The organism is Streptomyces sp. NPDC033216 (assembly GCF_055577115.1).
This window is the reverse complement of the sequence record NZ_JBVIQK010000003.1, coordinates 74,455-96,735: the sequence shown is the minus strand read 5'-3', so window position 1 is coordinate 96,735 and position 22,281 is coordinate 74,455. Positions and strand designations below refer to the sequence as shown.

Annotated in this window: 19 protein-coding genes and 1 pseudogene; 9 read left to right on the top strand and 11 right to left on the bottom strand. The window is 73.4% G+C overall.

Features of this window, described 5'->3' with window-relative positions:
- The first annotated feature begins 34 nt into the window (after positions 1–34).
- Positions 35–2,437: a helix-hairpin-helix domain-containing protein gene (locus tag ACZ5Y0_RS07090; RefSeq protein ID WP_469127604.1), complete on the top strand. Its 2,403-nt coding sequence runs from the start codon at positions 35–37 to the stop codon at positions 2,435–2,437.
- A gap of 64 nt (positions 2,438–2,501) precedes the next feature.
- The gene (locus ACZ5Y0_RS07085; protein WP_469127603.1) at positions 2,502–3,071 is read left to right on the top strand and encodes a putative glycolipid-binding domain-containing protein; all 570 of its coding nucleotides are present in this window, start codon (positions 2,502–2,504) and stop codon (positions 3,069–3,071) included.
- A gap of 7 nt (positions 3,072–3,078) precedes the next feature.
- Here ACZ5Y0_RS07085 and ACZ5Y0_RS07080 read toward each other — a convergent pair whose 3' ends face one another.
- On the bottom strand, positions 3,079–4,719 hold the full coding sequence (locus ACZ5Y0_RS07080; RefSeq protein ID WP_469127602.1) for an ABC-F family ATP-binding cassette domain-containing protein: 1,641 nt from the start codon (positions 4,717–4,719) through the stop codon (positions 3,079–3,081).
- 90 nt (positions 4,720–4,809) lie between these two features.
- On the opposite strand from ACZ5Y0_RS07080, the gene ACZ5Y0_RS07075 reads away from it, so the two are divergent.
- The gene (locus ACZ5Y0_RS07075) at positions 4,810–5,766 is read left to right on the top strand and encodes an FAD-dependent oxidoreductase (protein WP_469127601.1); all 957 of its coding nucleotides are present in this window, start codon (positions 4,810–4,812) and stop codon (positions 5,764–5,766) included.
- On the opposite strand, the pseudogene ACZ5Y0_RS07070 reads toward ACZ5Y0_RS07075, so the two are convergent.
- The 3 genes and pseudogenes from ACZ5Y0_RS07070 to ACZ5Y0_RS07060 form a co-directional block, all read right to left on the bottom strand.
- A pseudogene (locus ACZ5Y0_RS07070) lies at positions 5,688–6,155 on the bottom strand (CocE/NonD family hydrolase C-terminal non-catalytic domain-containing protein); the annotation flags it as partial. The gene ACZ5Y0_RS07075 and the pseudogene ACZ5Y0_RS07070 sit on opposite strands and share 79 nt — an antisense overlap.
- Positions 6,156–6,299: 144 nt before the next feature.
- Positions 6,300–7,214 carry a PfkB family carbohydrate kinase gene (locus ACZ5Y0_RS07065; protein ID WP_469127600.1) on the bottom strand — a complete coding sequence of 305 codons (915 nt, stop codon included), beginning with the start codon at positions 7,212–7,214 and terminating at the stop codon, positions 6,300–6,302.
- Positions 7,215–7,499: 285 nt separating this feature from the next.
- Positions 7,500–8,966 carry an amino acid permease gene (locus ACZ5Y0_RS07060; protein WP_469127599.1) on the bottom strand — a complete coding sequence of 489 codons (1,467 nt, stop codon included), beginning with the start codon at positions 8,964–8,966 and terminating at the stop codon, positions 7,500–7,502.
- A 219-nt stretch (positions 8,967–9,185) separates the two neighbouring features.
- Here ACZ5Y0_RS07060 and ACZ5Y0_RS07055 point away from each other — a divergent pair, with 219 nt between their 5' ends.
- A complete protein-coding gene (locus ACZ5Y0_RS07055) occupies positions 9,186–9,908 on the top strand; it encodes a MerR family transcriptional regulator (protein ID WP_469127598.1) in 723 nt (240 codons plus the stop codon).
- Between the two features lie 12 nt (positions 9,909–9,920).
- Here ACZ5Y0_RS07055 and ACZ5Y0_RS07050 read toward each other — a convergent pair whose 3' ends face one another.
- Genes ACZ5Y0_RS07050 through ACZ5Y0_RS07040 form a run of 3 tightly spaced genes read right to left on the bottom strand, consistent with a single transcriptional unit; the run spans position 9,921 to position 14,526 of the window.
- Complete coding sequence (locus tag ACZ5Y0_RS07050) at positions 9,921–12,098, bottom strand: 3-hydroxyacyl-CoA dehydrogenase NAD-binding domain-containing protein (RefSeq protein WP_469127597.1); 2,178 nt, start codon at positions 12,096–12,098, stop codon at positions 9,921–9,923.
- 41 nt (positions 12,099–12,139) lie between these two features.
- Entirely contained in the window at positions 12,140–13,354 is a 1,215-nt protein-coding gene (locus ACZ5Y0_RS07045) for an acetyl-CoA C-acetyltransferase (RefSeq protein ID WP_469127596.1), read from the bottom strand.
- On the bottom strand, positions 13,351–14,526 hold the full coding sequence (locus ACZ5Y0_RS07040) for a CaiB/BaiF CoA transferase family protein (protein ID WP_469127595.1): 1,176 nt from the start codon (positions 14,524–14,526) through the stop codon (positions 13,351–13,353). Before ACZ5Y0_RS07040 ends, ACZ5Y0_RS07045 begins: the two co-directional genes overlap by 4 nt.
- A gap of 610 nt (positions 14,527–15,136) precedes the next feature.
- Between ACZ5Y0_RS07040 and ACZ5Y0_RS07035 the strand changes: the two genes are divergently transcribed.
- Positions 15,137–16,315 (top strand): saccharopine dehydrogenase family protein, encoded by a 1,179-nt coding sequence (locus ACZ5Y0_RS07035; RefSeq protein WP_469127594.1) that lies wholly within the window; start codon positions 15,137–15,139, stop codon positions 16,313–16,315.
- Positions 16,316–16,339: 24 nt separating this feature from the next.
- Here ACZ5Y0_RS07035 and mmpA read toward each other — a convergent pair whose 3' ends face one another.
- On the bottom strand, positions 16,340–16,486 hold the full coding sequence (gene mmpA / locus ACZ5Y0_RS07030) for a morphogenic membrane protein MmpA (protein ID WP_469127593.1): 147 nt from the start codon (positions 16,484–16,486) through the stop codon (positions 16,340–16,342).
- A 214-nt stretch (positions 16,487–16,700) separates the two neighbouring features.
- Here mmpA and ACZ5Y0_RS07025 point away from each other — a divergent pair, with 214 nt between their 5' ends.
- Positions 16,701–16,889: a hypothetical protein gene (locus ACZ5Y0_RS07025; protein WP_469127592.1), complete on the top strand. Its 189-nt coding sequence runs from the start codon at positions 16,701–16,703 to the stop codon at positions 16,887–16,889.
- On the opposite strand, the gene ACZ5Y0_RS07020 is transcribed toward ACZ5Y0_RS07025, so the two are convergent.
- Positions 16,865–17,560, bottom strand: coding sequence for an endonuclease V (locus ACZ5Y0_RS07020; RefSeq protein WP_469127591.1), 696 nt, complete (start codon positions 17,558–17,560; stop codon positions 16,865–16,867). The genes ACZ5Y0_RS07025 and ACZ5Y0_RS07020 overlap by 25 nt on opposite strands.
- Before the next feature lie 49 nt (positions 17,561–17,609).
- Between ACZ5Y0_RS07020 and ACZ5Y0_RS07015 the strand changes: the two genes are divergently transcribed.
- The gene (locus ACZ5Y0_RS07015) at positions 17,610–17,906 is read left to right on the top strand and encodes a YciI family protein (RefSeq protein ID WP_469127590.1); all 297 of its coding nucleotides are present in this window, start codon (positions 17,610–17,612) and stop codon (positions 17,904–17,906) included.
- Between the two features lie 132 nt (positions 17,907–18,038).
- Here the strand turns inward: ACZ5Y0_RS07015 and ACZ5Y0_RS07010 are convergent, their stop codons facing one another.
- Positions 18,039–18,365, bottom strand: coding sequence for a plasmid stabilization protein (locus ACZ5Y0_RS07010; RefSeq protein ID WP_469127589.1), 327 nt, complete (start codon positions 18,363–18,365; stop codon positions 18,039–18,041).
- A 50-nt stretch (positions 18,366–18,415) separates the two neighbouring features.
- The gene (locus tag ACZ5Y0_RS07005; protein WP_469127588.1) at positions 18,416–19,522 is read right to left on the bottom strand and encodes a WD40/YVTN/BNR-like repeat-containing protein; all 1,107 of its coding nucleotides are present in this window, start codon (positions 19,520–19,522) and stop codon (positions 18,416–18,418) included.
- Between the two features lie 259 nt (positions 19,523–19,781).
- On the opposite strand from ACZ5Y0_RS07005, the gene ssgD reads away from it, so the two are divergent.
- Positions 19,782–20,198 (top strand): spore wall synthesis regulator SsgD, encoded by a 417-nt coding sequence (gene ssgD / locus ACZ5Y0_RS07000; RefSeq protein ID WP_469127587.1) that lies wholly within the window; start codon positions 19,782–19,784, stop codon positions 20,196–20,198.
- Between the two features lie 277 nt (positions 20,199–20,475).
- Entirely contained in the window at positions 20,476–22,098 is a 1,623-nt protein-coding gene (locus tag ACZ5Y0_RS06995; protein ID WP_469127586.1) for an ABC-F family ATP-binding cassette domain-containing protein, read from the top strand.
- The last annotated feature ends 183 nt before the right edge of the window (positions 22,099–22,281 follow it).

Sequence of the window (22,281 nt, the reverse complement as noted above, 5' to 3'; positions counted from 1 at the left end):
GCGCAACCTCAGTGGAGAAGGCGGTACGGGAATCGTGACGACACAGCTGCCACCCCTCGCAGGGTCCATCGAAGGCAGGATCGCCGAGGAACTCGGCGTACGGGAGCGGCAGGTGAAGTCCGCCGTGGAGCTGCTCGACGGCGGCTCGACGGTGCCCTTCATCGCCCGCTACCGCAAGGAAGCGACCGAGATGCTCGACGACGCGCAGCTGCGCACGATCGAGGAGCGGCTGCGCTATCTGCGGGAGCTGGAGGAGCGCCGGACGGCGATCCTGGAATCCGTGCGCGAGCAGGGCAAGCTCACCGACGAGCTCCAGGCGCGGATCCGGGGCGCCGAGACCAAGGCGCGGCTCGAGGACATCTACCTGCCGTTCAAGCCGAAGCGGCGGACGAAGGCGCAGATCGCGCGGGAGGCCGGCCTGGAGCCCCTCGCCGACGGGCTGCTCGGCGACCCCTCGGTGGAGCCGCTCGCCGCGGCGGCCGCGTTCGTCGACGCCGACAAGGGCGTCGCCGATCCGCAGGCCGCGCTGGACGGCGCGCGGGCGATCCTCACCGAGCGGTTCTCGGAGGACGCCGACCTGATCGGCGAGCTGCGCGAGCGCATGTGGGTGCGGGGCCGGCTCGCCGCGAAGGTGCGGGAGGGCAAGGAGGAGACGGGCTCGAAGTTCGCCGACTACTTCGACTTCGCCGAGCCGTTCACCGCCCTGCCCTCGCACCGGATCCTGGCGATGCTGCGCGGTGAGAAGGAGGAGGTCCTCGACCTCGTCCTGGAGCCGGAGGAACCGACGGAAGGGCCGTCCTCGTACGAGGGGATCGTGGCGCACCGGTTCGGCATCGCCGACCGGGGCCGACCGGGCGACAAGTGGCTGAAGGACACGGTCCGCTGGGCCTGGCGCACCCGCCTCCTCGTGCATCTCGGCATCGATCTGCGGCTCAGGCTGCGCACGGCCGCCGAGGACGAGGCGGTGAACGTGTTCGCGGCGAACCTGCGCGATCTGCTGCTCGCCGCCCCGGCGGGCACCCGCGCGACGCTCGGCCTGGATCCCGGCTTCCGCACCGGCGTGAAGGTCGCCGTCGTCGACGCGACCGGCAAGGTCGTCGCCACGGACGTCATCCACCCGCACGTCCCGGCGAACAAGTGGGACGAGGCGATCGCCGCGCTGGCGCGGCTGGCGAAGGAGCACGCCGTCGAGCTGATCGCGATCGGCAACGGCACCGCGTCCCGCGAGACCGACAAGCTCGCCGGCGAACTCATCGACAAACACCCGGAGTTGAAGCTCACCAAGGTGATGGTGTCCGAGGCCGGCGCGTCGGTGTACTCGGCGTCGGCGTTCGCCTCGCAGGAGCTGCCCGACATGGACGTGTCGCTGCGCGGCGCGGTCTCGATCGCGCGCCGGCTCCAGGACCCGCTGGCCGAGTTGGTCAAGATCGACCCGAAGTCGATCGGGGTCGGGCAGTACCAGCACGACCTGTCCGAGCTGAAGCTGTCGCGTTCGCTGGACGCGGTGGTGGAGGACTGTGTGAACGGCGTCGGTGTCGACGTCAACACCGCCTCGGCCCCGCTGCTCGCCCGGGTCTCCGGCATCACCTCCGGCCTCGCCGAGAACATCGTGGCGCACCGGGACTCCCACGGGCCCTTCACGTCCCGGCAGGCGCTGAAGAAGGTGCCCCGGCTCGGTCCCAAGGCGTACGAGCAGTGCGCGGGCTTCCTGCGGATCCGGGGCGGCGACGACCCGCTGGACGCCTCCAGCGTGCACCCCGAGGCGTACCCGGTGGTGCGGCGGATGGTGAAGACGTCCGGTCAGGAGGTCGCCTCGCTGGTGGGCAACACGGCCGTGCTGCGTTCTCTGCGGCCGGCCGACTTCGTGGACGAGACATTCGGTCTGCCGACCGTCACCGACATCCTGAAGGAGCTGGAGAAGCCCGGCCGCGACCCGCGGCCGGCCTTCAGGACGGCCACGTTCAAGGACGGCGTGGAGAAGATCTCCGACCTGGAGTCCGGGATGGTCCTCGAGGGGGTCGTCACCAACGTCGCGGCCTTCGGGGCGTTCATCGACATCGGCGTCCACCAGGACGGACTGGCGCACGTCTCCGCGCTGTCCAGGACCTTCGTCAAGGATCCGCGCGACGTGGTCAAGCCCGGTGACATCGTCAAGGTGAAGGTCCTCGACGTCGACATCCCGCGCAAGCGGATCTCCCTGACGCTCCGGCTGGACGACGAGGCGGCCCCGAAGGGAGACCCGTCGGGCGAGGGCCGGCCGCAGCGCGGCGGGCGTCCGCCCCAGCAGCGTCGGCAGGGCGGGCCGCGCCGGCAGGAGGGGCAGCGCGGCGAGGGCCAGCGGCCCGCCGGCGGGCGGCAGGCTCCGCCGCCGGCCAACAGCGCGATGGCGGACGCTCTGCGCCGCGCGGGTCTGACCGACCCGAAGGGCAAGCGGTGACGGGCGGGCGGTGGGCCCGGTTCGGCGCTCCGCGACGGCCGGGCCCGGCTCGTGGAGTGCCGGTATGAGCTCCACGCGTGTACTCACCTGGGACGTACCGGCGAGCCGGGGCTACGAGACCGCCTGGGCCGAACTTCACGGTGACGCCCTGCTGGCCCGGGGGCGGGCGGTCGGCACCGTGCCGGAGCCGTACTGGATCACGTATGAACTGCGGACCTGGGACGGCTGTGTCACGCGCCGGCTGCGGGTGACGGCCGAGACCGCCGCCCGCAGCCGCAGCCTCGATCTGCGGCACGACGGGCGGGGCGGATGGACGGCCGACGGCGAGCGGCTGCCCGCCCTGGAGGGCGCGCTCGACTGTGACCTGGGGCTGTGCCCCCTGACCAACACGATGCCGGTGCTGCGCCACCGGCTGCACCAGGTGGCGGGCGAGCGCCGGCTGCTGATGGCGTGGGTGTCCGTGCCCGACCTGGAGGTACGGCCGTCGCGGCAGACGTACACCCATCTGGCACCTGCGCGCGGCGGCGGGGGCCGGGTCCGGTTCGCCTCCGGGACCTTCCGCAGCGACCTGGACTTCGACGCGGACGGTTTCGTCGTCGACTATCCGGGCCTGGCCACGCGGATCGGAGGGTGACGGGCGGCTAGCGTTCCGTCACCCTGCCGTCGGCGACCTCCAGGCGGCGGGTGACGTGGACCGCGTCCAGCATGCGGCGGTCGTGGGTCACCAGCAGGAGGGTGCCCTCGTAGGCGTCGAGGGCCGACTCCAGCTGTTCGATGGCCGGGAGGTCGAGGTGGTTGGTGGGCTCGTCGAGGACCAGGAGGTTCACTCCCCTGCCCTGGAGGAGCGCGAGAGCCGCGCGGGTGCGTTCACCGGGTGACAGGGTGGCCGCCGGGCGCAGCACGTGCTCCGCCTTGAGACCGAACTTGGCCAGCAGGGTGCGCACCTCCGCCGGCTCGGTGTCGGGGACGGCCGCGCCGAACGCGTCCAGCAGCGCCTCGGGGCCGTGGAACAGCTTGCGGGCCTGGTCGACCTCGCCGACCAGGACGCCCGAGCCGAGCGCGGCGTGTCCGGCGTCCAGCGGGACCCGGCCGAGGAGCGCGCCGAGCAGAGTGGACTTGCCCGCGCCGTTGGCGCCGGTCACCGCGACCCGGTCGGCCCAGTCGATCTGGAGGGTCACCGGGCCGAAGGCGAAGTCGCCGCGCCGCACCTCGGCGTCACGGAGGGTGGCCACGACGGCGCCGGAGCGCGGGGCGGACGCGATCTCCATGCGCAGTTCCCACTCCTTGCGCGGCTCGTCGACCACCTCCAGGCGTTCGATCATGCGCTGGGTCTGGCGGGCCTTGGCGGCCTGCTTCTCGCTGGCCTCGCTGCGGAACTTGCGGCCGATCTTGTCGTTGTCGTTGGCCGCCTTGCGGCGTGCGTTCTTGACGCCCTTGTCCATCCAGGAGCGCTGGGTCTGCGCGCGGTCCTGGAGGGCGGCCTTCTTGTCGGCGAACTCCTCGTAGTCGTCGCGAGCGTGCCGGCGGGCCACCTCCCGCTCCTCCAGATAGGCGTCGTAGCCACCGCCGTAGAGAGTGATCCGCTGCTGGGCCAGGTCGAGTTCGAGGACCTTGGTGACGGTGCGGGTGAGGAACTCGCGGTCGTGGCTGACGACGACGGTGCCGGCGCGCAGGCCGGTCACGAAGCGTTCGAGGCGCTCCAGGCCGTCCAGGTCGAGGTCGTTGGTCGGCTCATCGAGGAGGAACACGTCGTAGCGGGACAGGAGGAGGGAGGCGAGACCCGCGCGGGCCGCCTGGCCGCCGGACAGCGAGGTCATCGGCTGGTCCAGGTCGACGCCGAGACCGAGGGAGTCGGCGACCTCCTCGGCACGCTCGTCGAGGTCGGCGCCGCCCAGGTCGAGCCAGCGCTCCAGGCTGGTGGCGTACGCGTCGTCGGAGCCGGGCGCCCCGTCGACGAGGGCCTGGGTGGCCTCGTCCATGGCCCGCTGGGCCTCGGCGACGCCGGTACGGCGGGCGAGGAACTCCCGCACGCTCTCGCCGGGGCGGCGTTCGGGCTCCTGGGGCAGGTGGCCGACGGTCGCGGTCGGCGGGGACAGGCGCAGCTCGCCCTGCTCGGGGGCGGTGAGCCCGGCGAGGAGCGTCAGCAGGGTGGACTTGCCCGCGCCGTTGGCTCCGACCAGCCCGATCACGTCCCCGGGGGCGACGACGAGGTCGAGCCCGGAGAAGAGGGAGCGGTCGCCGTGGCCGGCGGCGAGGTTCTTGGCGACGAGGGTGGCAGTCATCAGACGCCAGATCCTAGTCGCACCTCCGGTGCAGGGTCGCGGCGGTCTCGTACCGTCGCCGGTGGGCCGGTGACCGGCTACCGTCCGGGCGTGGACACTCAGCGCGGTGGCGATGTGATCGTGGTCGGAGGCGGGGTCATCGGGTTGGCGACGGCGGTCGTCCTCGCCGAGCGGGGCCGGCGGGTGCGGGTGTGGACGCGGGACCCGGTCGAGCGGACCACCTCGGCCGTCGCGGGCGCGCTCTGGTGGCCGTACCACATAGAGCCGATGGTGTCGGCGCGGACGTGGGCGCTGCGCTCCCTGGAGGTGTACGGGGAACTGGCGCGGTGGCCGGAGTCGACCGGGGTGCGCCTGGTCGACGGGGTGATGGGCGAGACGGACCTGGACGAGGTCGGGGGCTGGACCGTCGGCCGGCCGGTCGGGCTGCGCCGGGCGACGGCGGCGGAGTACGCCGGCGGCACCGCCGTCCACGCCCGGCTGCCGTTGATCGACATGGCGGCGCACCTGCCCTGGCTGCGGGAGCGGCTGTGGCGCGCGGGCGGCACGGTCGAGGAGCGCACGGTGCGGGATCTGGCCGAGGCGGACGCGCCGGTCGTGGTCAACTGCACCGGCCTCGGCGCCCGTGAGCTGGCCGCGGACTCCTCCGTCCGGCCGGTGCGCGGTCAGCTGGTCGTCGTGGAGAACCCGGGGGTGCGCACCTGGCTCGTGTCCACCGCGCCGGACGGCGAGGTGGCCTACCTCTTCCCGCAGCCTGGGCGGCTGCTGCTGGGCGGCACGGCCGAGGACGACGTGTGGTCCCTGGAGCCCGACCCGGCGGTGGCGGCGGCGATCGTGCGGCGCTGTGCGGCGCTGCGGCCGGAGGTGGCCGGGGCTCGGATCCTGGAGCACCGGGTGGGACTGCGGCCGGTCCGGCCCGCGGTGCGGCTGGAGCGGGAGGTGCTGCCGGACGGACGGGTGGTGGTGCACCACTACGGGCACGGCGGGGCCGGGGTGACCGTGGCGTGGGGCTGCGCGGAGGAGGCGGCCGGGCTGGCCGCCCCCTCCTGAACCCGCCTCTCGCGAGGGCCTCGAGGCACGCGGTGGGTGTGCCGCGGGGCAGCCCTGCCGTCCGGCGGCGCGGACTCGGGCGTGGCCGTCGCGGTAGCGGCCGCGGCGGCGAAGGCCGGGGCGCCGCCGCAGGACGGGACGTGGGCGGTGGTGCGGCACAGGTCCGGGGTGAGGGTCGGGGTGTGGGCGGGTGGGTCGACGAGGTCCTTGTCGGGGCCGGCGACGATCAGCGCCAGGCGGTGGCCCGCCGGGACGACATGGTCGCCGACGGCCAGGTCGACGGTGATCGTGCGGGCCTGGCCCGGCGTGAGCGGGACGCCCTCGCCTTCGTCGGCATGGGTGCCGTGGTCGGCGCCGGGGTCGGCCCGTCCCCGGCTGAGGACGGTGTGCCCGACGGCGGCGGTCTTCGCCCGTGCCTGCTTGGAGCAGGCGCTGCCGCCGGCGGTGCTCGGGCCCCGGCCGGTGCGTTCGGTGAGGGTGGTGACGCCCCCGCCGCTCGCGGCGTGCTCGCGGGCGGTACCCGTCCTGGGCCCTCAGCCGGTGGGACTCCCCTGGGCCGTCCCGGCGAGGAGCTGGTCCCGGCCGATGGCGTCCGCCACCGTGGACGGCACCGTGCAGGCGTACGCCCCGGCCATCGCGCCGTACTCGGCGCACCTGTGCGGGGGTTCGCCGGTGAGCCGGCCGTAGAGGAAGGCGGCGGCGAAGGCGTCGCCGGCGCCGTTGCTGTCCACCACCGGCGCCGGGGGCGTCACCGGCGGTACACGGGTCAGTTCGCCGTCGGCCAGCAGGTACGCGCCCGCGGCGCCGGCCGTGGCGACGACCACCTCGGCGCGACCCCGGTCGGCGATGCGGCGCATGGTCCGCTCGGGGTCGGTCAGCGCGGTCGTGGAGAGGAAGACGACGTCGGCGGTATGGGCGAACGCCTCGTGGTAGGGGTTCTCGCCGTCCCAGTCGTGCAGGTCGGTGGAGAGGGTCACGCCGGTGTCACGCAGGGCGGGCAGGGCGTGGGCGCAGGGCTGGGTGATGGACACGTGCGCGTGCCGGCTCGCGCCGGCGAGGGTCCGCAGCGTGTCCTCGGGGAACCGGTCGTCGGGGTGGGCACGGCTCGTGTCGTACAGGGAGAGGCGTCGGCCGTCCGGGCCGACCAGGTTGACCGCGCGCTTGGTGCCGGCGGGCTGCGGGACCGCGGTCAGGGCGATGCCCCGGTCCTCGTGCAGGGCCCGCACCAGGTCGCCCTCCGGGTCGTCGCCGAGGAAGTCCAGGTGGTGGGTGCGCAGGCCGAGGGTGCTCAGCCCGAGCGCGACGAAGTCGCCCGTCTGTCCCGCACGGGTGCGGACCCCGCTGTCGATCATGTAGCTGTCGGCGTACGGGAGCGGCAGCTCCGGCACGTACACGATGGTGTCCACACCCGCGCCGCCCAGCACGAGTACGTCGATGTCCCGGCTCACTTCGGTCCCTCCCCGTGGTTGCGGACGGTGACAGCGCTCCCGCGCGAGCCGCCCGAGGACGGGCGGCTCGCGCGGGACCACTTGCCGCCGGCCGGAGCGCAGCCTAGCGCTCCGCCGGGTGAGCAGGCCTGGTGAGTGATCGTTCCTGACCGACGGCCCACCGCCGTGGGTGTCCGCCGTCGCGCGGACCGGGGGCGCGGTCCCCCGTGCCCGCCCGGACGCGTCCACGGCCGTCCGTCGGTGAGGGGCGGGGCCACGGACGGCGGCGCCGTCCCTCACCCTTGTCTACTTCGTCAGGTCGGTCGGCTTCCGGTCCGTCGATGGGGACGCGCCACGGCGGAGTGCGAACCAGCCGAGGACCAGGGCCGCCGCGACGGCCGGGATGAGGAGGAGCGTCCTGCGACCGACCTCGGGGTCGTTCCACATCAGGGCCAGGACCGCGACGAGGAAGACGATCGTGACGATCTCGGTGACCGGGCTGCCGGGGAGGCGGAAGGCCGGGCGGGTCAGCAGGCCGGCCTCGGCACGGCGGACGAAGACCAGGTGGCAGACCATGATGATCACCCAGGTGCTGATGATGCCGAGGGAGGCGACGTTCAGCACGATCTCGAAGGCCTGGTCCGGCATGAGGAAGTTCAGGCCGACGCCGAGGACGCAGACCGCGCAGGTCAGCAGGATGCCGCCGTAGGGGACCTGGCTGCGGTTCATGCGGGCGGTGAACTTGGGGGCCGAGCCCGCCATCGCCATGGAGCGCAGGATGCGGCCGGTGGAGTACAGGCCGGAGTTCAGTGAGGACATGGCGGCGGTGAGGACGACGAGGTTCATCACGTCGCCGGCGCCGGAGACGCCGATCTTCGACAGGACGGTGACGAAGGGGCTCTCGTCGCCGGAGTAGACCGAGCCGGGCAGCAGCAGGGCGAGCAGGACGACCGAGCCGACGTAGAAGAGGCCGACGCGCCACATGATCGAGTTCACCGCGCGCGGGACGACCTTCTCGGGCTCGGCGGTCTCGCCCGCGGCGACGCCGACCAGCTCCAGGGCGGCGTACGCGAAGATCACGCCCTGCATGACGAGGACGACGGGCATCGCGCCGTGCGGGAGGAACCCGCCGTGGTCGGTGATCACGCCGAGGCCGGGCGTCCGGCCGTCCACCTCGTGCCGGGTGGCCAGCAGGAAGATGCCGATGCACATGAAGGCGACGAGGGTGGCGACCTTGACGATCGCGAACCAGAACTCCATCTCGCCGAAGATCTTCACGGAGATCAGGTTCACGGCGAGGACCACGGCGAGCGCGATCAACGCCAGCACCCACTGCGGGATGCTCGTGAACATGCTCCAGTAGTGCGTGTAGAGCGCGATCGCGGTGATGTCGGCGATGCCGGTGGTCGACCAGTTCAGGAAGTACATCCAGCCGGCGACGTAGGCGCCCTTCTCGCCGAGGAACTCGCGCGCGTACGACACGAAGGACCCGGAGGACGGGCGGTACAGGACCAGCTCGCCGAGGGCCCGCACCACGAAGAAGGCGAAGACGCCGCAGACGAGGTAGGCGAGCGCGAGCGCCGGGCCCGCGTTGTGGAGGCGTCCTCCGGCGCCCAGGAACAGGCCGGTGCCGATGGCGCCGCCGATCGCGATCATGTTGACGTGGCGGTGCTTGAGGTCCTTGCTGTAGCCGGCGTCGCCCGCGTCCGCGGGGTGCGCCGTCGCCTGGGGGTGGGCGGCGACTTCGGCCGTGTGCACGGCGTCCTTGCTCACGGGTGGTTCCACTTTCTGGTGCGCCCGGAGCGTGGTGCGCCCGGGTGTCCGTACTGTCGTGGCCGGCGGCTCCCGGGTAGGGGCACAGACCAAGGGGGCAGCTTCCCAGAGCCCCGGCGGCCACACGATGGCCTATGTCACAGCGCGTTACTTCTCACAGGGCGGTCGTCGCGCGTCCACGGGTTTCACAGCACTGGTGTGACAGCGATACTGCTGCGCATGACGATCGAGACCGAGGAGCCGTCCCTCACGGTCGACGAGCTGGCCGCGCGCGCTGGGGTCACCGTGCGGACGGTGCGGTTCTACAGCACCAAGGGGCTGCTGCCGCCGCCGGTGATCGGTCCGCGCCGGGTGGGGCGCTACGGTCCCGAGCACCTCGCGCGCCTCGCGCTGATCGAGGAGCTGCAACGGCAGGGCCTGACACTGGCGGCGATCGAGCGCTACCTGGACCGGCTGCCGCCCGGCCTCGACGCCGAGGACCTGGCCGTGCACCGGGCGGTGGTGGCGTCCTGGGCGCCGGACACGGTGGAGACGGTGACCCGGAAGGAGCTCCAGCGGCGGGCGGGGCGGGCACTGGACGACGCGGACGTGGAGCGGCTCACCGCGATGGGCGTACTGGGCGAGCGGGCCGGCGACGGTTCGTACCGCGTCGACGCCGGGCTGCTCAGGCTGGGCGTCCGCCTCCTCGACGTGCCGCTGTCGCACGAGGCGATCCTGGCGTCGCGCAAAGTCCTGGTGGACCATGCGCGGGCCGCGGCCCGCGAGCTGTCGCGGCTGTTGCGCGAGGACGTGGCGGAGCGGGACGCGCGGGCGGTGCGGTCGCTGTCGGCGCACATGCAGCCGCTGGTCGTGCAGGCGCTGCTGACGGCCTTCCAGCGGTCGCTGACACAGGAGGTTCGCCAGTGGCTCGGGGAGCCGCCGCAGAGGGACGGCTCCCCGTGACGGGTGGGCGGTTCAGCGCCCGTCGGTGAAGGTCTCGCCCCGCTCCGCCTTCTCCACCAGCAGCGCGGGCGGGGTGAAGCGGTCGCCGTAGCGCTCGGCGAGTTCACGCGCGCGGGCCACGAATCCGGGCAGGCCGCCCTCGTAGCCGTTGATGTACTGAAGGACGCCGCCGGTCCAGCCCGGGAAGCCGATGCCGAACAGGGAGCCGATGTTGGCGTCGGCGACGGACGTCAGGACGCCCTCCTCCAGGAGTCTGACGGTGTCGAGGGCCTCGGAGAACAGCATGCGTTCCTGCATGTCCTCGAAGGGGATCCGCGCGCCCTCCCGCGTGAAGTGCTCGCGCAGGCCCGGCCACAGGCCGGTCCGCCTGCCCTCCCCGTCGTACTCGTAGAAGCCGCCGCCGCCGCTGCGGCCGGTGCGGCCGAACTCGTCGACCATGCGGTCGATGGCGGCCTCGGCGGGGTGGCCGGGCCAGGTGCCGCCGGCCTCCTCGACGGCCCGCTTCGACTCGTTGCGGATCTTGCGCGGCAGGGTGAGGGTCAGCTCGTCCATGAGGGACAGCACCTTGGCCGGGTAGCCGGCCTGGGCGGCCGCCTGTTCCACGGACGCGGGCTCGATGCCCTCGCCGACCATGGCGACGCCCTCGTTGATGAAGTGGCCGATCACCCGTGAGGTGAAGAAGCCGCGCGAGTCGTTGACGACGATCGGCGTCTTCTTGAGCTGTCGGACCAGGTCGAAGGCGCGGGCGAGGGCCTCGTCGCCGGTGCGCTCGCCCTTGATGATCTCCACCAGCGGCATCTTGTCGACGGGCGAGAAGAAGTGCAGACCGACGAAGTCGCTCTGTCGCTCGACGCCCTCGGCGAGGACGGTGATGGGCAGGGTGGAGGTGTTGGAGCAGAGCAGGGCGTCCGGCTCGACGATGTGCTGGATCTCCTGGAACACCTTGTGCTTGAGCGAGGTGTCCTCGAAGACGGCCTCGATGACGGCGTCGCAGCCGGCCAGGTCCTGCGGGTCCGCGGTGGGCGTGATGCGGGCGAGCAGCGCGTCCGCCTTCTCCTGACTGGTGCGGCCTCGGGAGACGGCCTTGGCGCAGAGCTTCTCGGAGTACGCCTTGCCCCTGAGGGCCGCTTCGAGGGAGACGTCCTTGAGGACGACGTCGATGCCCGCGCGAGCGGCCGAGTAGGCGATGCCGGCGCCCATCATCCCGGCGCCGAGGACCGCCACCCTGCGGACCTGGCGGGGCTCGACGCCCCGCGGCCGGCTGACGCCGGAGTTGACGGCCTGAAGGTCGAAGAAGAACGCCTGGATCATGTTCTTCGCGGTCTGCCCCGCGGCCAGTTCCACGAAGTAGCGGGCCTCGACGACCTGGGCGGTCTCGAAGTCGACCTGGGCTCCCTCGACGGCGGCGGCGAGGATGTTGCGCGGCGCCGGGTAGGGGGCGCCGCCCGTCTGCTTGCGCAGGGTGGCGGGGAAGGCCGGCAGGTTCGCCGCGAACCTGGGGTCGGCGGGGGTGCCGCCCGGGATGCGGTAGCCGGGCCTGTCCCAGGGCTGCTGCGACTCGGGGTTGGCGTCGATGTAGGCGCGGGCCCTGTCGAGCATCTCCTCGTGGGTGTCGGCGACCTCGTGGACCAGGCCGTTCTCCAGGGCGCGCCGCGGGCTGTACTGGGTGCCCTGGAGGAGGACCTTGAGGAGGGCGTCGGCGATGCCGAGCAGGCGGACCGTGCGGACGACGCCGCCGCCACCGGGGAGCAGACCGAGCGTGACCTCGGGGCAGCCGATCTTCGAGCCGGGCGCGTCGAGGGCGATGCGGTGGTGGCAGGCGAGGGCGAGTTCGTAACCACCGCCGAGTGCCGCGCCGTTGAGGGCGGCGACGACGGGCTTGCCGAGGGTCTCGATGCGGCGCAGGTTGCGCTTGATCTCCAGGCCGCCGTCGAACAGCTCCTGGGCGGTGTCGGGGGTGACGCGGATCAGGTCGCGCAGGTCGCCGCCCGCGAAGAAGGTCTTCTTGGCGGAGGTGATGATGACGCCCCGGACCGTGTCCTTCTCGGCCTCCAGGCGGTCGGCGACCACCGCGAGCGACGCGCGGAAGGCCTGGTTCATGGTGTTGGCGGACTGGTCGGGGTCGTCGAGGACGAGGGTGACGAGGCCGGTGCGGTCCTGTTCCCAGCGGATGGTGGTGCTCTGTGTCATGACAGGGTCTCCGTAGAAGTCTCGTGGTTCCGCCGGGGTGGTCAGACGCGTTCGACGATCGTGGCGATGCCCATGCCGCCGCCCACGCAGAGGGTGGCGAGGCCGTAGCGCTTGTCCTGGCGCTCCAGTTCGTCGACGAGTGAGCCGAGGATCATGGCGCCGGTGGCGCCCAGGGGGTGGCCGAGGGCGATCGCGCCGCCGTTGACGTTGACCTTGTCGAGGGAGAGGCCCATGTCGCGCGCGAAGCGCAGGACGACTGCCGCGAACGCCTCGTTGATCTCGACGAGGTCGATGTCGTCGATGGTCAGGCCGGCCTTGGCGAGCGCCTTGCGGGTGGCGGGGGCGGGGCCGGTCAGCATGATCGTGGGCTCGGAGCCGGAGACGGCGGCGGAGACGATCCGCGCGCGCGGGGTGAGGCCGTAGCGCTCGCCGGCCTCCTTGGAGCCGACCGCGACGAGCGAGGCGCCGTCGACGATGCCGGAGGAGTTGCCCGCGTGATGGACGTGGTCGATCTTCTCCACCCAGTGGTACTTCTGGAGCGCCACGGCGTCGAACCCGCCCAGCTCGCCGATGTCCGCGAACGAGGGCTTCAGCCGGGCCAGGGAGTCGGCGGTGGTACCGGGGCGCAGGTGTTCGTCGTGGTCGAGGACGACGAGGCCGGCGCGGTCCTTCACGGGCACGAGGGAGCGGTCGAAGCGGCCCTCCTTGACGGCGGTGGCCGCGCGCTCCTGGGAGAGGGCGGCGTACTCGTCGACGTCCCGGCGGGAGAAGCCCTCGATGGTGGCGATGAGGTCGGCGCCGATGCCCTGCGGCACGAAGTTCACGGCGAGGTTGGTCATCGGGTCGTTGAACCAGGCGCCGCCGTCGGAGGCCATCGGCACCCTGGACATCGATTCCACGCCACCCGCGAGGACGAGGTCCTCCCAGCCGGAACGCACCTTCATGGCGGCCAGGTTGACGGCCTCCAGGCCGGAGGCGCAGAAGCGGTTCTCCTGTACGCCCGCCACGGTGTCCGGCAGTCCGGCGGCGATCGCGGCGATCCGGGCGATGTCGGAGCCCTGGTCGCCGACGGGCCCGACGACACCGAGCACGATGTCGTCGATCGCGGCCGGGTCCAGGCTGGGGAAGCGCTCACGCAGCTCGTGGATGAGCCCGACGACGAGGTCGATGGGCTTCGTGCCGTGCAGGGCGCCGTTGGCCTTGCCGCGCCCGCGCGGGGTACGGATCGCGTCGTAGACGTACGCTTCGGTGCTCACGGGGAGGCCTTTCGGTGAGGGTCGGGGAGCCGGGGGTCTTCGGGTTCGGCGAGCCGGGGCAGGTCCCAGTCGCGGGCGACGGCGGCGGTGTCGGCGCCGGGCCGGGCGGGCCCGCCGCGCACGGCGGTCGAGGTCGCGGAGAAGCGGGGGGCGGGGGCGGGCTGGGTGAGCCCGCCGTGGTCGGTGAAGGTGCCGCGGGCGGCGAGGTGCGGGTGGTGCGGGGCCTCGCGCAGCGACAGCACGGGGGCCACGCAGGCGTCGGTGCCGTCGAAGACGGCCGTCCACTCGTCTCGGGTGCGGGACGTGAATGCGGCCGCGACGGCCTCGCGCAGTTCGCCCCAGCGGGTCCGGTCCGTGCGGGCGTCGTCGAAGCCGTCGAGGCCGAGGAGGCGTACGAACTCGTCGTAGAACCGCGGCTCCAGGGCGCCGACGGCCATGTGGCCGCCGTCGGCGGTCTCGTAGGTGCCGTAGTAGGGGCAGCCGCCGTCGAGGAGGTTGGCGGCGCGGCGGTCCTGCCAGGCGCCGGCCGCGAGCATGCCGTGGATCATGGCTGACAGGTGGGCGGCGCCGTCGACGATGGCGGCGTCGACGACCTGGCCGGTGCCCGTCGCGCGCGCGTGGTGCAGCGCGGCGAGGACGCCGACGACGAGGTAGAGGGATCCGCCGGCGTAGTCGCCGAGGAGGTTGGCGGGCGCGGGCGGCGGGGTTCCGGGGGCGCCGGTCATGCCGAGGGTGCCGGTGACGGCGATGTAGGCGATGTCGTGGCCGGCGCGCTGGGCGAGTGGCCCGTCCTGGCCCCAGCCGGTCATCCGGCCGTAGACGAGCCGGGGGTTGCGGGCGTGGCAGGCCTCGGGGCCGACGCCGAGGCGCTCGGCGACGCCGGGGCGGTTGCCCTCGATGAGCACGTCGGCGCGGGCGGCGAGGTCGAGCACGCGCGCGGGGCCGTCCGGTGCCTTGAGGTCGACGAGCACCGAGCGCTTGTTGCGGTTGGTGACGTCGTGGGCGGGGTCGATGCCCAGGGCGGGGCCGCCGGGGCGGTCCACGCGGACGACGTCGGCGCCGAGGTCGGCCAGCAGCATGGCCGCGAAGGGGCCGGGCCCGATGCCGGCCAGTTCGACCACGCGCACCCCGGCGAGCGGGCCGTGCCCCGTCGTTCCTGCCGTCGTCGTCATCCAGCCCCCTTGCTGTGACACAACCGATGTAACACCAGTGATGCTAAGAACGCGTTCCGGTGGACACAAGACATGGCGAGCAAGCGCTTGGCCAGGGTGCGGGAGCGGGGCCGCGTCCGGGAGCCCCGGCCGCCCTCCTCGGGGGGCGTCGAGTTCCGTCATGCGCCGCTTGGCGATCGTGCGGCAGCCCTCCCCGCCCCGGTCGCAGAGCGGCTCGGCCGTGGGGGCGCCACCTTCCGCCGGCGGGACCCGCACCCCGCCCAGCTCCGCCGAGGCCGTACCCGGCCGGTGCGGCGCCCGGGGAGGCCGGCGCGTGGGCGGGGGCCGTCTCTCCGCCCTTCAGCTCGACCGTGGGTCCGAGCGGGTGACCGCCACCGGCGGCGCCGAGGAAGACGAACACCTTGCTGTCGGCCCCGGCGACGGTCTCGCGCCACGGGAACTCCTCGGTCGCACCCGGCAGGCCGAGCGCGCAGCAGCGTACTTTCTCCCGTTTCCTCATGGCGTTCCTGTCCACGGCCACCTGCTGCCTCCGGGCTCGTCGTCGGGCTCCGCCCTCCTCACGCTAACCTCAGCCACCGACAGCGGCGCGGCTGCGAGAGCAAGGGGTGTCATGAGCAGGCTGAAAAGGGCGGACCGTCCGTACGACCTCGTACTCTTCGGGGCGACCGGCTTCGTCGGGACGCTCACGGCCGAGTACCTCGCGGCCCACGCGCCCGGGGACCTGCGCTGGGCGATCGCCGGGCGCGACGCGGAGAAGCTGCGGCGGCTGCGGGACCGGCTGCCGGGCGGCGCCGAGCCCGGTGTACTGCGTGCGGACGTGTCCGATCCCGCCTCGCTGCGCGTGCTCGCCGAGCACGCGCGCGTGGTCGCGACGACCGTCGGGCCGTACGTGACGTACGGAGAGGAACTGGTGGCCGCCTGCGCGGACGCCGGCACCGACTGTCTCGACCTCACCGGCGAACCGGAGTTCGTGGATCTGACGTACGTCCGGCACGACGCACGCGCGCGGGAGACGGGCGCCCGGCTGGTGCACGCCTGCGGGTTCGACTCGGTCCCGCACGACCTGGGCGCGTACTTCACGGTCCGGCAGCTCCCGGAGGGCGTCCCGCTGACCGTGGACGGCTATGTGAGCGTCGATGCCGCCTTCTCCGGCGGGACGTTCGCCTCCGCGCTGGGCCAGTTCGCCCGCGGCCGGCAGATGGTGGCCGCGGCCCGCGAACGGCACCGGCACGAGCCGCGTCTGATGGGCCGCCGGGCCACGGCCCCGCTGGGGCCGCCCCGGTTCGCCCCGGAGGTCGGCGCGTGGGCGCTGCCCCTGCCGACGATCGACCCGCAGATCGTGCGCCGGTCGGCCCAGGCCCTGGAACGGTACGGCCCCGACTTCCGCTACCGCCACTACGCGGCCGTACGACGGCTGCCGGTCGCGGTGGGCGCGACCGCGGCCGTCGGCGCGCTGTTCGCCGCGGCCCAGGTGCCGCCCGCCCGGCGGTGGCTGTCGGACCGGCTGAAGCCCGGAGCGGGCCCGAGCGCCGAGAAACGCGCACGCAGCTGGTTCTCGGTGCGGTTCGTGGGCGAGGGCGGCGGCCGGCGGGTGTGGACGGAGGTCTCCGGCGGGGACCCCGGCTACGACGAGACGGCGAAGATGTTCGCCGAGGCCGCGCTGGCCCTGGCCCTGGACGACCTGCCGGAGACGGCCGGGCAGGTCACGACGGCGGTGGCGATGGGCGACGCGCTGACCCAACGGCTGCGCGCGGCGGGCATCCGCTTCCGGGTGGCGGCGAGCCGCTGACCGCGCGGCCCGGATCCCGTCGGCTCAGACCGGCCACTCCACCAGCGTGTAGATCATCCCGGCGACCCAGCCCAGTCCGGCCAGCACGGCGAGGACCAGCGCCACGTTCACGGCGCGCTCGACGGGCCGGTCGGGGTCGGCGAGGGGCTTCGGGGCTCGGTGCGTCGTCATACGGCCAGCCTGCCGGGCGCGCACCGGGCCCGACATCCGTACAGGTACTCAGTTCGGCCCGCTCGGGTCCCCGGGGAGTCGACCTCGCTGCCCTGACCTCCGTTTGAGGCTTCTGGCCGCCTTCCCCGCTTTCCCCAGGGCCTGTGAGCGGCCAAGTACCAACAAGCACTTCAATGAAACGATGGAAGGGCGCGAGCGGAGGGAGGTGAGCGGCGTGAAGTTCGTTCTCGAAGTAGCCGTGGACGAGGGGGCGTCGGCCCAGGACCGGGCACGCGAGCTGGGACGCGTCCTGCGGTACTGGGGCGGGAACCTCGGCCACTACGCCCTGGAGCCCGGAGACGGGTCGCCGGTGTACGACTCGGAGTACCGCGAGGTCGGTCAGTGGCGGGTGGTCGCCTCCTGAAGCGCCCGGCGGCACAGCGCGTCCGCCCGCCGGGTCGACTCCGGCAGGCGGAACTCCGGCGCGAGGGCCAGGGTGTGCGCGCAGGCGTTGTCCAGGCTCACCCGGTGGCCGACCGACACGAAGACCGGCTTGACGCCGGCGCGGGTGCGCAGGGCGCGGCCCACCTCCTCGTCCCCGGCGAGCAGCGGCGCGGCGGACCCCCGCGCGGCGGCCGGGTCGGCGTACGTGAAGGTGAAGGGGTTCTTCGCGACACCGATCGTGGGCAGGCCGGTGAGGACCCCGAGATGGCTGGCGAGGCCGAACCGGCGGGGGTGGGCGAGGCCGTAGCCGTCGCACACGACCAGTCCGGGCGCGCACGGCAGGGCGTCCAGGGCGGCGAGGACGGTGGGAATCTCACGGAACGCCAGCAGGCCGGGCACGTACGGGAAGGAGATCCGTCCCACGGCGGTGGCCTCGGCGACCACGTCGAGGCTCGCCGCGTCCAGCACGACGGCCGCGGCGACCACGACGTCCCGCTCGTCGTCGTAGGCGACGTCGACCCCCGTCACGTGCCCGGTGCCGGGCGGCGGACCCGCCTCGCGCAGCACCACCCGTGCCCGCAGCTCGTCCTGGACGGCGCGGGCCTCCTGCTCGGTCGCGGGCCAGCCCGCCGGAATGCTTACGGTCGTCATGGTGAGGACGAGCCTACGGGGCCGCCCCGGACGGCGTAGGGTCGCGATCATGTTCGTACTGGAACTGACCTACACCGCGCCGCTGGACGCCGTGGACGCCGTCCTCCCGGACCACGTGGCCTGGCTCGACGAGCAGTACGCGCGCGGGGTGTTCCTGGCGTCGGGCCGCAAGAACCCCCGCGACGGCGGTGTGATCGTCGCCGTCGCGGAGGACCGCAGCCGGATCGAGGAGATCACGGCGGGCGACCCCTTCGTCCTCGCCGGCGTGTGCGCGTACCGGGTCGTCGAGTTCGAGGCCACGAGGACGACACCCGAGCTGGAGCGGTACCGGGTCGTGCCCGGCTGACGGCCCCTGAGCTGGAGCGGTACCGGATGTCCCGGCCGGCCGTCCCCCTGGCTGGAGCGGTGCCGGATCGCGCCCGGCCGACTCACCGGAGCGCCGTCAGTCGTCGTGCCCGGCTGACCGGAGGGTCGCCGGTCAGTCCTTGCCGAGGGCGCTCCGCAGCTGGCTCTTGTTCATGTCCGAACGGCCGTGCACGCCGCGGCGCCTGGCCTCCTCGTACAGCTGGTCGTAGGTGGGCCCCTGGGAGCCCTTCCCGGACCGCTGCCCGCCCCGCTTGCCGGACGACATGTCCTGCGTGGAGGTGCGGCTCGCGGTCTTCGACTCGCCGGACCGGGCGCGCTCCTTGTTCACCGTGCGGGCGGCGATCTCCTTCGCCCGGCCGGCGCTCTCACCCCGCTCCTGCGCGCTCTCCTTGATGTGCTCGTACTGGCGCTCCCGCTTGGGGCTGGACCCGCGTGGCATCTGCGCTCACTCCTCTCGTCTCCGCACCGCCCGGGTACCCCGGAAACGGCTCACTTCTCCAGGCGCGCCACCCGGCCCTGTTCGCCGGCGGCCCAGCAGCCCTGGTCGGGGGCGCAGTCGACGGTGTCGTACGAGCCGGTGTCGAGGGTGCGCCAGGTGCGGCCGGCGTCGGTGGTCAGGTCGGTACCGGTGGGGCCGACCGCGAGGGCGGCGGTGCGGCTGTGCGGCAGCCAGGCGACGCCGGAGCGGTAGGCGGGCGGTGGCGTGTCCGCGGGCCGCCAGGTACGGCCCGCGTCGCCGGTCGTGGCGGCGGCCGACGGGGAGACCTGGTCGGCGCGGTAGTCGCCGCCGACCACGAGGCCGTGTCCACGGTCGCGGAAGGCGAGCGCGAACACCCCGCGCGCGGGGTCGCCCGCCGGGATCGGGGCGTCGGCGACCGTCCAGGTCCGTCCCCGGTCCGTGGAGTGCAGCACGCGCGCGCGTGCTGCGCCGCCGGTGGCCAGCCACACGTTCCGGGAGCCGGCCGACACCAGACACTGGCCGCTCGCCGCGAAGCCCGCCTCGCCCGGCAGGGCCGGCGGCATGCCGGCGTCCGGCAGCACCGTCCAGGAGCGGCCGCCGTCGCTGGTCGACAGGATGCGGAACCTGCCGTCGACGGGGTCGCTCATCGCAAGACCGTGGCGGCGGTCGAAGAAGGTCAGGCAGTCGTAGAAGGCCCGGGCGTCGGTGTTGCGGAAGGACTCCGTCCAGGTCGCCCCGCCGTCGTCGGTGCGGTACACGCGGGAGGCCTCGCCCTCGCCGATGGCCAGCACGACGGCGTGCCGCGCGCCGAAGGCCTCGACATCCCGGAACTGGAGGTCGGCGGCGCCGGGCGGGGAGACGTCACGCCAGCTCGCGCCGCCGTCGGTCGTGCGCAGGACGGTGCCCCGCGTACCCGCCACCCAGGCGGTGTCCCGGTCGACCGCGGCCAGGCCCCGGAAACGGACGGCGGGCGTGGCGGTGTCCTTGAGCGCCCACGCGGGCGCGTGGCCGCCCCGCCCGGCCTCATGCGCCTGCGCGGGTAGGGCCGTCAGCACGGCCAGCGCCGCCGCGCAGGCCGCTCCCGCCGCTGTGCGCCCCGCCCGCCTCACCAGCGCCGTGGGTGCCGTGCGGATCATCTGTCGCGTCTTCCCCGAGGGCCTCATGGCGGGCGAAGCTAGTCCACCGATTCGACGGCGTCCAGATGCCCGCGATCACCTCGTCGGCCGTACGGGGCACAGGAGGCACGGCAGGAGAGCTGAGTCACTCCTGTGCATGAAGGCGGTGACCGAGGTCACTCGCACCTCGTGTGCACGGATCGGCCGGTTCCGGCGTCTCTTCCAGTGTCCGGCCTCACCCACCCGGAAGTTCGCCCCGCCGTCACAAGGGAGCAAGGCGTTGTCCATCGTCATCGAGCAGCCCGTGGAGGCGCGCCTGGTCGCCGCCGCGCCGCGGATGCAGAGCATCCCCGCCACGCTGCACTACGACCGGCGTGATCCCTTCGCCGTCCGCATGACCTTCCCGGCCCCGGCCACCCTGGAGGGTGTGGACGTCTGCTGGACCTTCGCCCGCGACCTGCTCACCGCGGGTCTGCACGACGCCGAGGGCGACGGGGACGTCCGCGTGCGGCCGTACGGGTACGACAGGACGGTGCTGGAGTTCCACGCGCCCGAGGGCACCGCCATCGTGCATGTGCACTCGGCGGAGATCCGTCGCTTCCTGCGGGCCACCGACGAACTGGTGCCGGCCGGCCTGGAGCACCTCCAGCTCGACCTGGACCGCGACCTGGCGGAGCTGATGCGCGACGCCCTTTAATCCGTTGACAGCCCTCCCCGGCCGCTCCTAGCGTGGAGCACGCATCTGCTGCCGCCGATAGGAGAAGGACGTTGCTCGTCTGAGGTCCTGAGACACCCCCGCCACACACCCTTCGGGTGTGGGCGTCGCGTGCGACCTCGGCGTTTCAGCCGTCCTTGCGGAGCAGACCCGACCCACGGCTTTCCGTGCCCCGCACTCCCCCGCTCCCGCGGTGGTCGCCGCCCTGCGGTGTCTCGATACGCGTTGCCCTGACCGCACACGCGACCGCGAGGCCCCCTTGTCATTTTCGATCACCTGTACCTCCCTCTCCTTCGCCTGGCCCGACGGCACCCCCGTCTTCGACGGGCTCGACGTCGCCTTCGGCCCCGGCCGGACCGGACTCGTCGGCGTCAACGGCTCCGGCAAGTCGACCCTGCTGAAGCTGATCGCCGGCGAACTCGTCCCCTCCGACGGCACCGTCCGCCGCGCGGGCGAGGTCGGATACCTCCCGCAGAACGTCACGCTCGACACCTCCCTCCGCGTCGACGAGGCCCTCGGCATCGCCGCCCGCCGGGCCGCGCTGCACGCCATCGAGGCCGGGGACGTGTCCGAGGAGCACTTCGAGACCGTCGGCGACGACTGGGACGTCGAGGAACGGGCCCTGGTCACCCTCGGCGAACTCGGGCTCGGCCACATCGGCCTGGACCGCACCATCGGCGAGGTGTCGGGCGGCGAGTCCGTCCTGCTGCGGCTGGCCGCCCTGCTGCTGCGCCGGCCGGACGTCCTGCTGCTCGACGAACCCACCAACAACCTCGACCTCTACGCCCGACGGCGCCTGTACGCGGCCGTCACGGCCTGGCCGGGCGTGACGGTCGTCGTCAGCCACGACCGGGAACTGCTCGAACTCGTCGACCAGATCGCCGACCTGCGGTCCGGGGAGGTCGCCTGGTACGGCGGCAACTTCTCCGCCTACGAGGAGACGCTCGCCACCGAGCAGGAGGCCGCCGAGCGCATGGTGCGCGTCGCGGAGTCCGACCTGCGCAAACAGAAACGCGAACTGGCCGATGCCCAGGTCAAGCTGGCCCGGCGCAAGCGGTACGGCCAGAAGATGTGGGACAGCAAACGCGAACCGAAGATCGTCATGGGGGCGCGCAAGCGGGCGGCGCAGGAGTCCGCCGGCAAGCACCGCATCATGCACGAGGAGAAGCTCACCGAGGCCAGGGAGCGGCTCGACGAGGCGGTCGAGGCGGTGCGGGACGACGACGAGATCCGCGTCGACCTGCCGTACACGGCCGTACCGCCGGGCCGCGACGTGCTCACCCTGATGGATCTGCGACTCGCCCACGGGTCACGCGTGGAGGGCGGTTTCGACCTGCGCGGGCCGGAGCGGGTGGCGCTGGTGGGCCGCAACGGAGCGGGCAAGACGACGCTGCTGCGCACGATCGCCGGGGAACTGGCCCCGGTGGCGGGCCAGGCACACGCACACGTGCCGCTCCGTTTCCTGCCGCAGCGGCTGGACGTCCTCGACGACGAGCTGACGGTCGCCGAGAACGTGGCCCGCTTCGCACCGGACGCCACCAACAACCGGATCAGGGCCCGGCTGGCCCGCTTCCTGTTCAGGGGCGCCCGCGCCGACCAGAAGGCGGCGACGCTGTCCGGCGGCGAACGGTTCCGGGCGACGCTCGCCGCGCTGATGCTGGCCGAGCCCGCGCCGCAGCTGCTGATGCTGGACGAGCCGACGAACAACCTCGACATCGCGAGCGTCCGGCAGCTCACGTCCGCCCTGGAGTCCTACCAGGGCGCTCTGATCGTGGCCAGCCACGACCTGCCGTTCCTGGAGTCGATCGGGATCACCCGCTGGCTGCTGCTGGACGGGAAACTGCGGGAGACGTCGGCGCAGGAGCTGGCGGACCCGGCGTAGCGCGGCGCGCCCGGCGTGGCGTGCCGCGTCCGGCGTGGCGTGCCGCGTCCGGCGTGGCTCGGCGCGTCCGGCGTAGCGCGGCGCGCCCGGCGTGGCGTGCCGCGTCCGGCATGGCTCGGCGCGTCCGGCGTGGCTCGGCGCGTCCCGGGAAGGCCGGGGACCGGCGGGGAGGGTTTCGCGTCG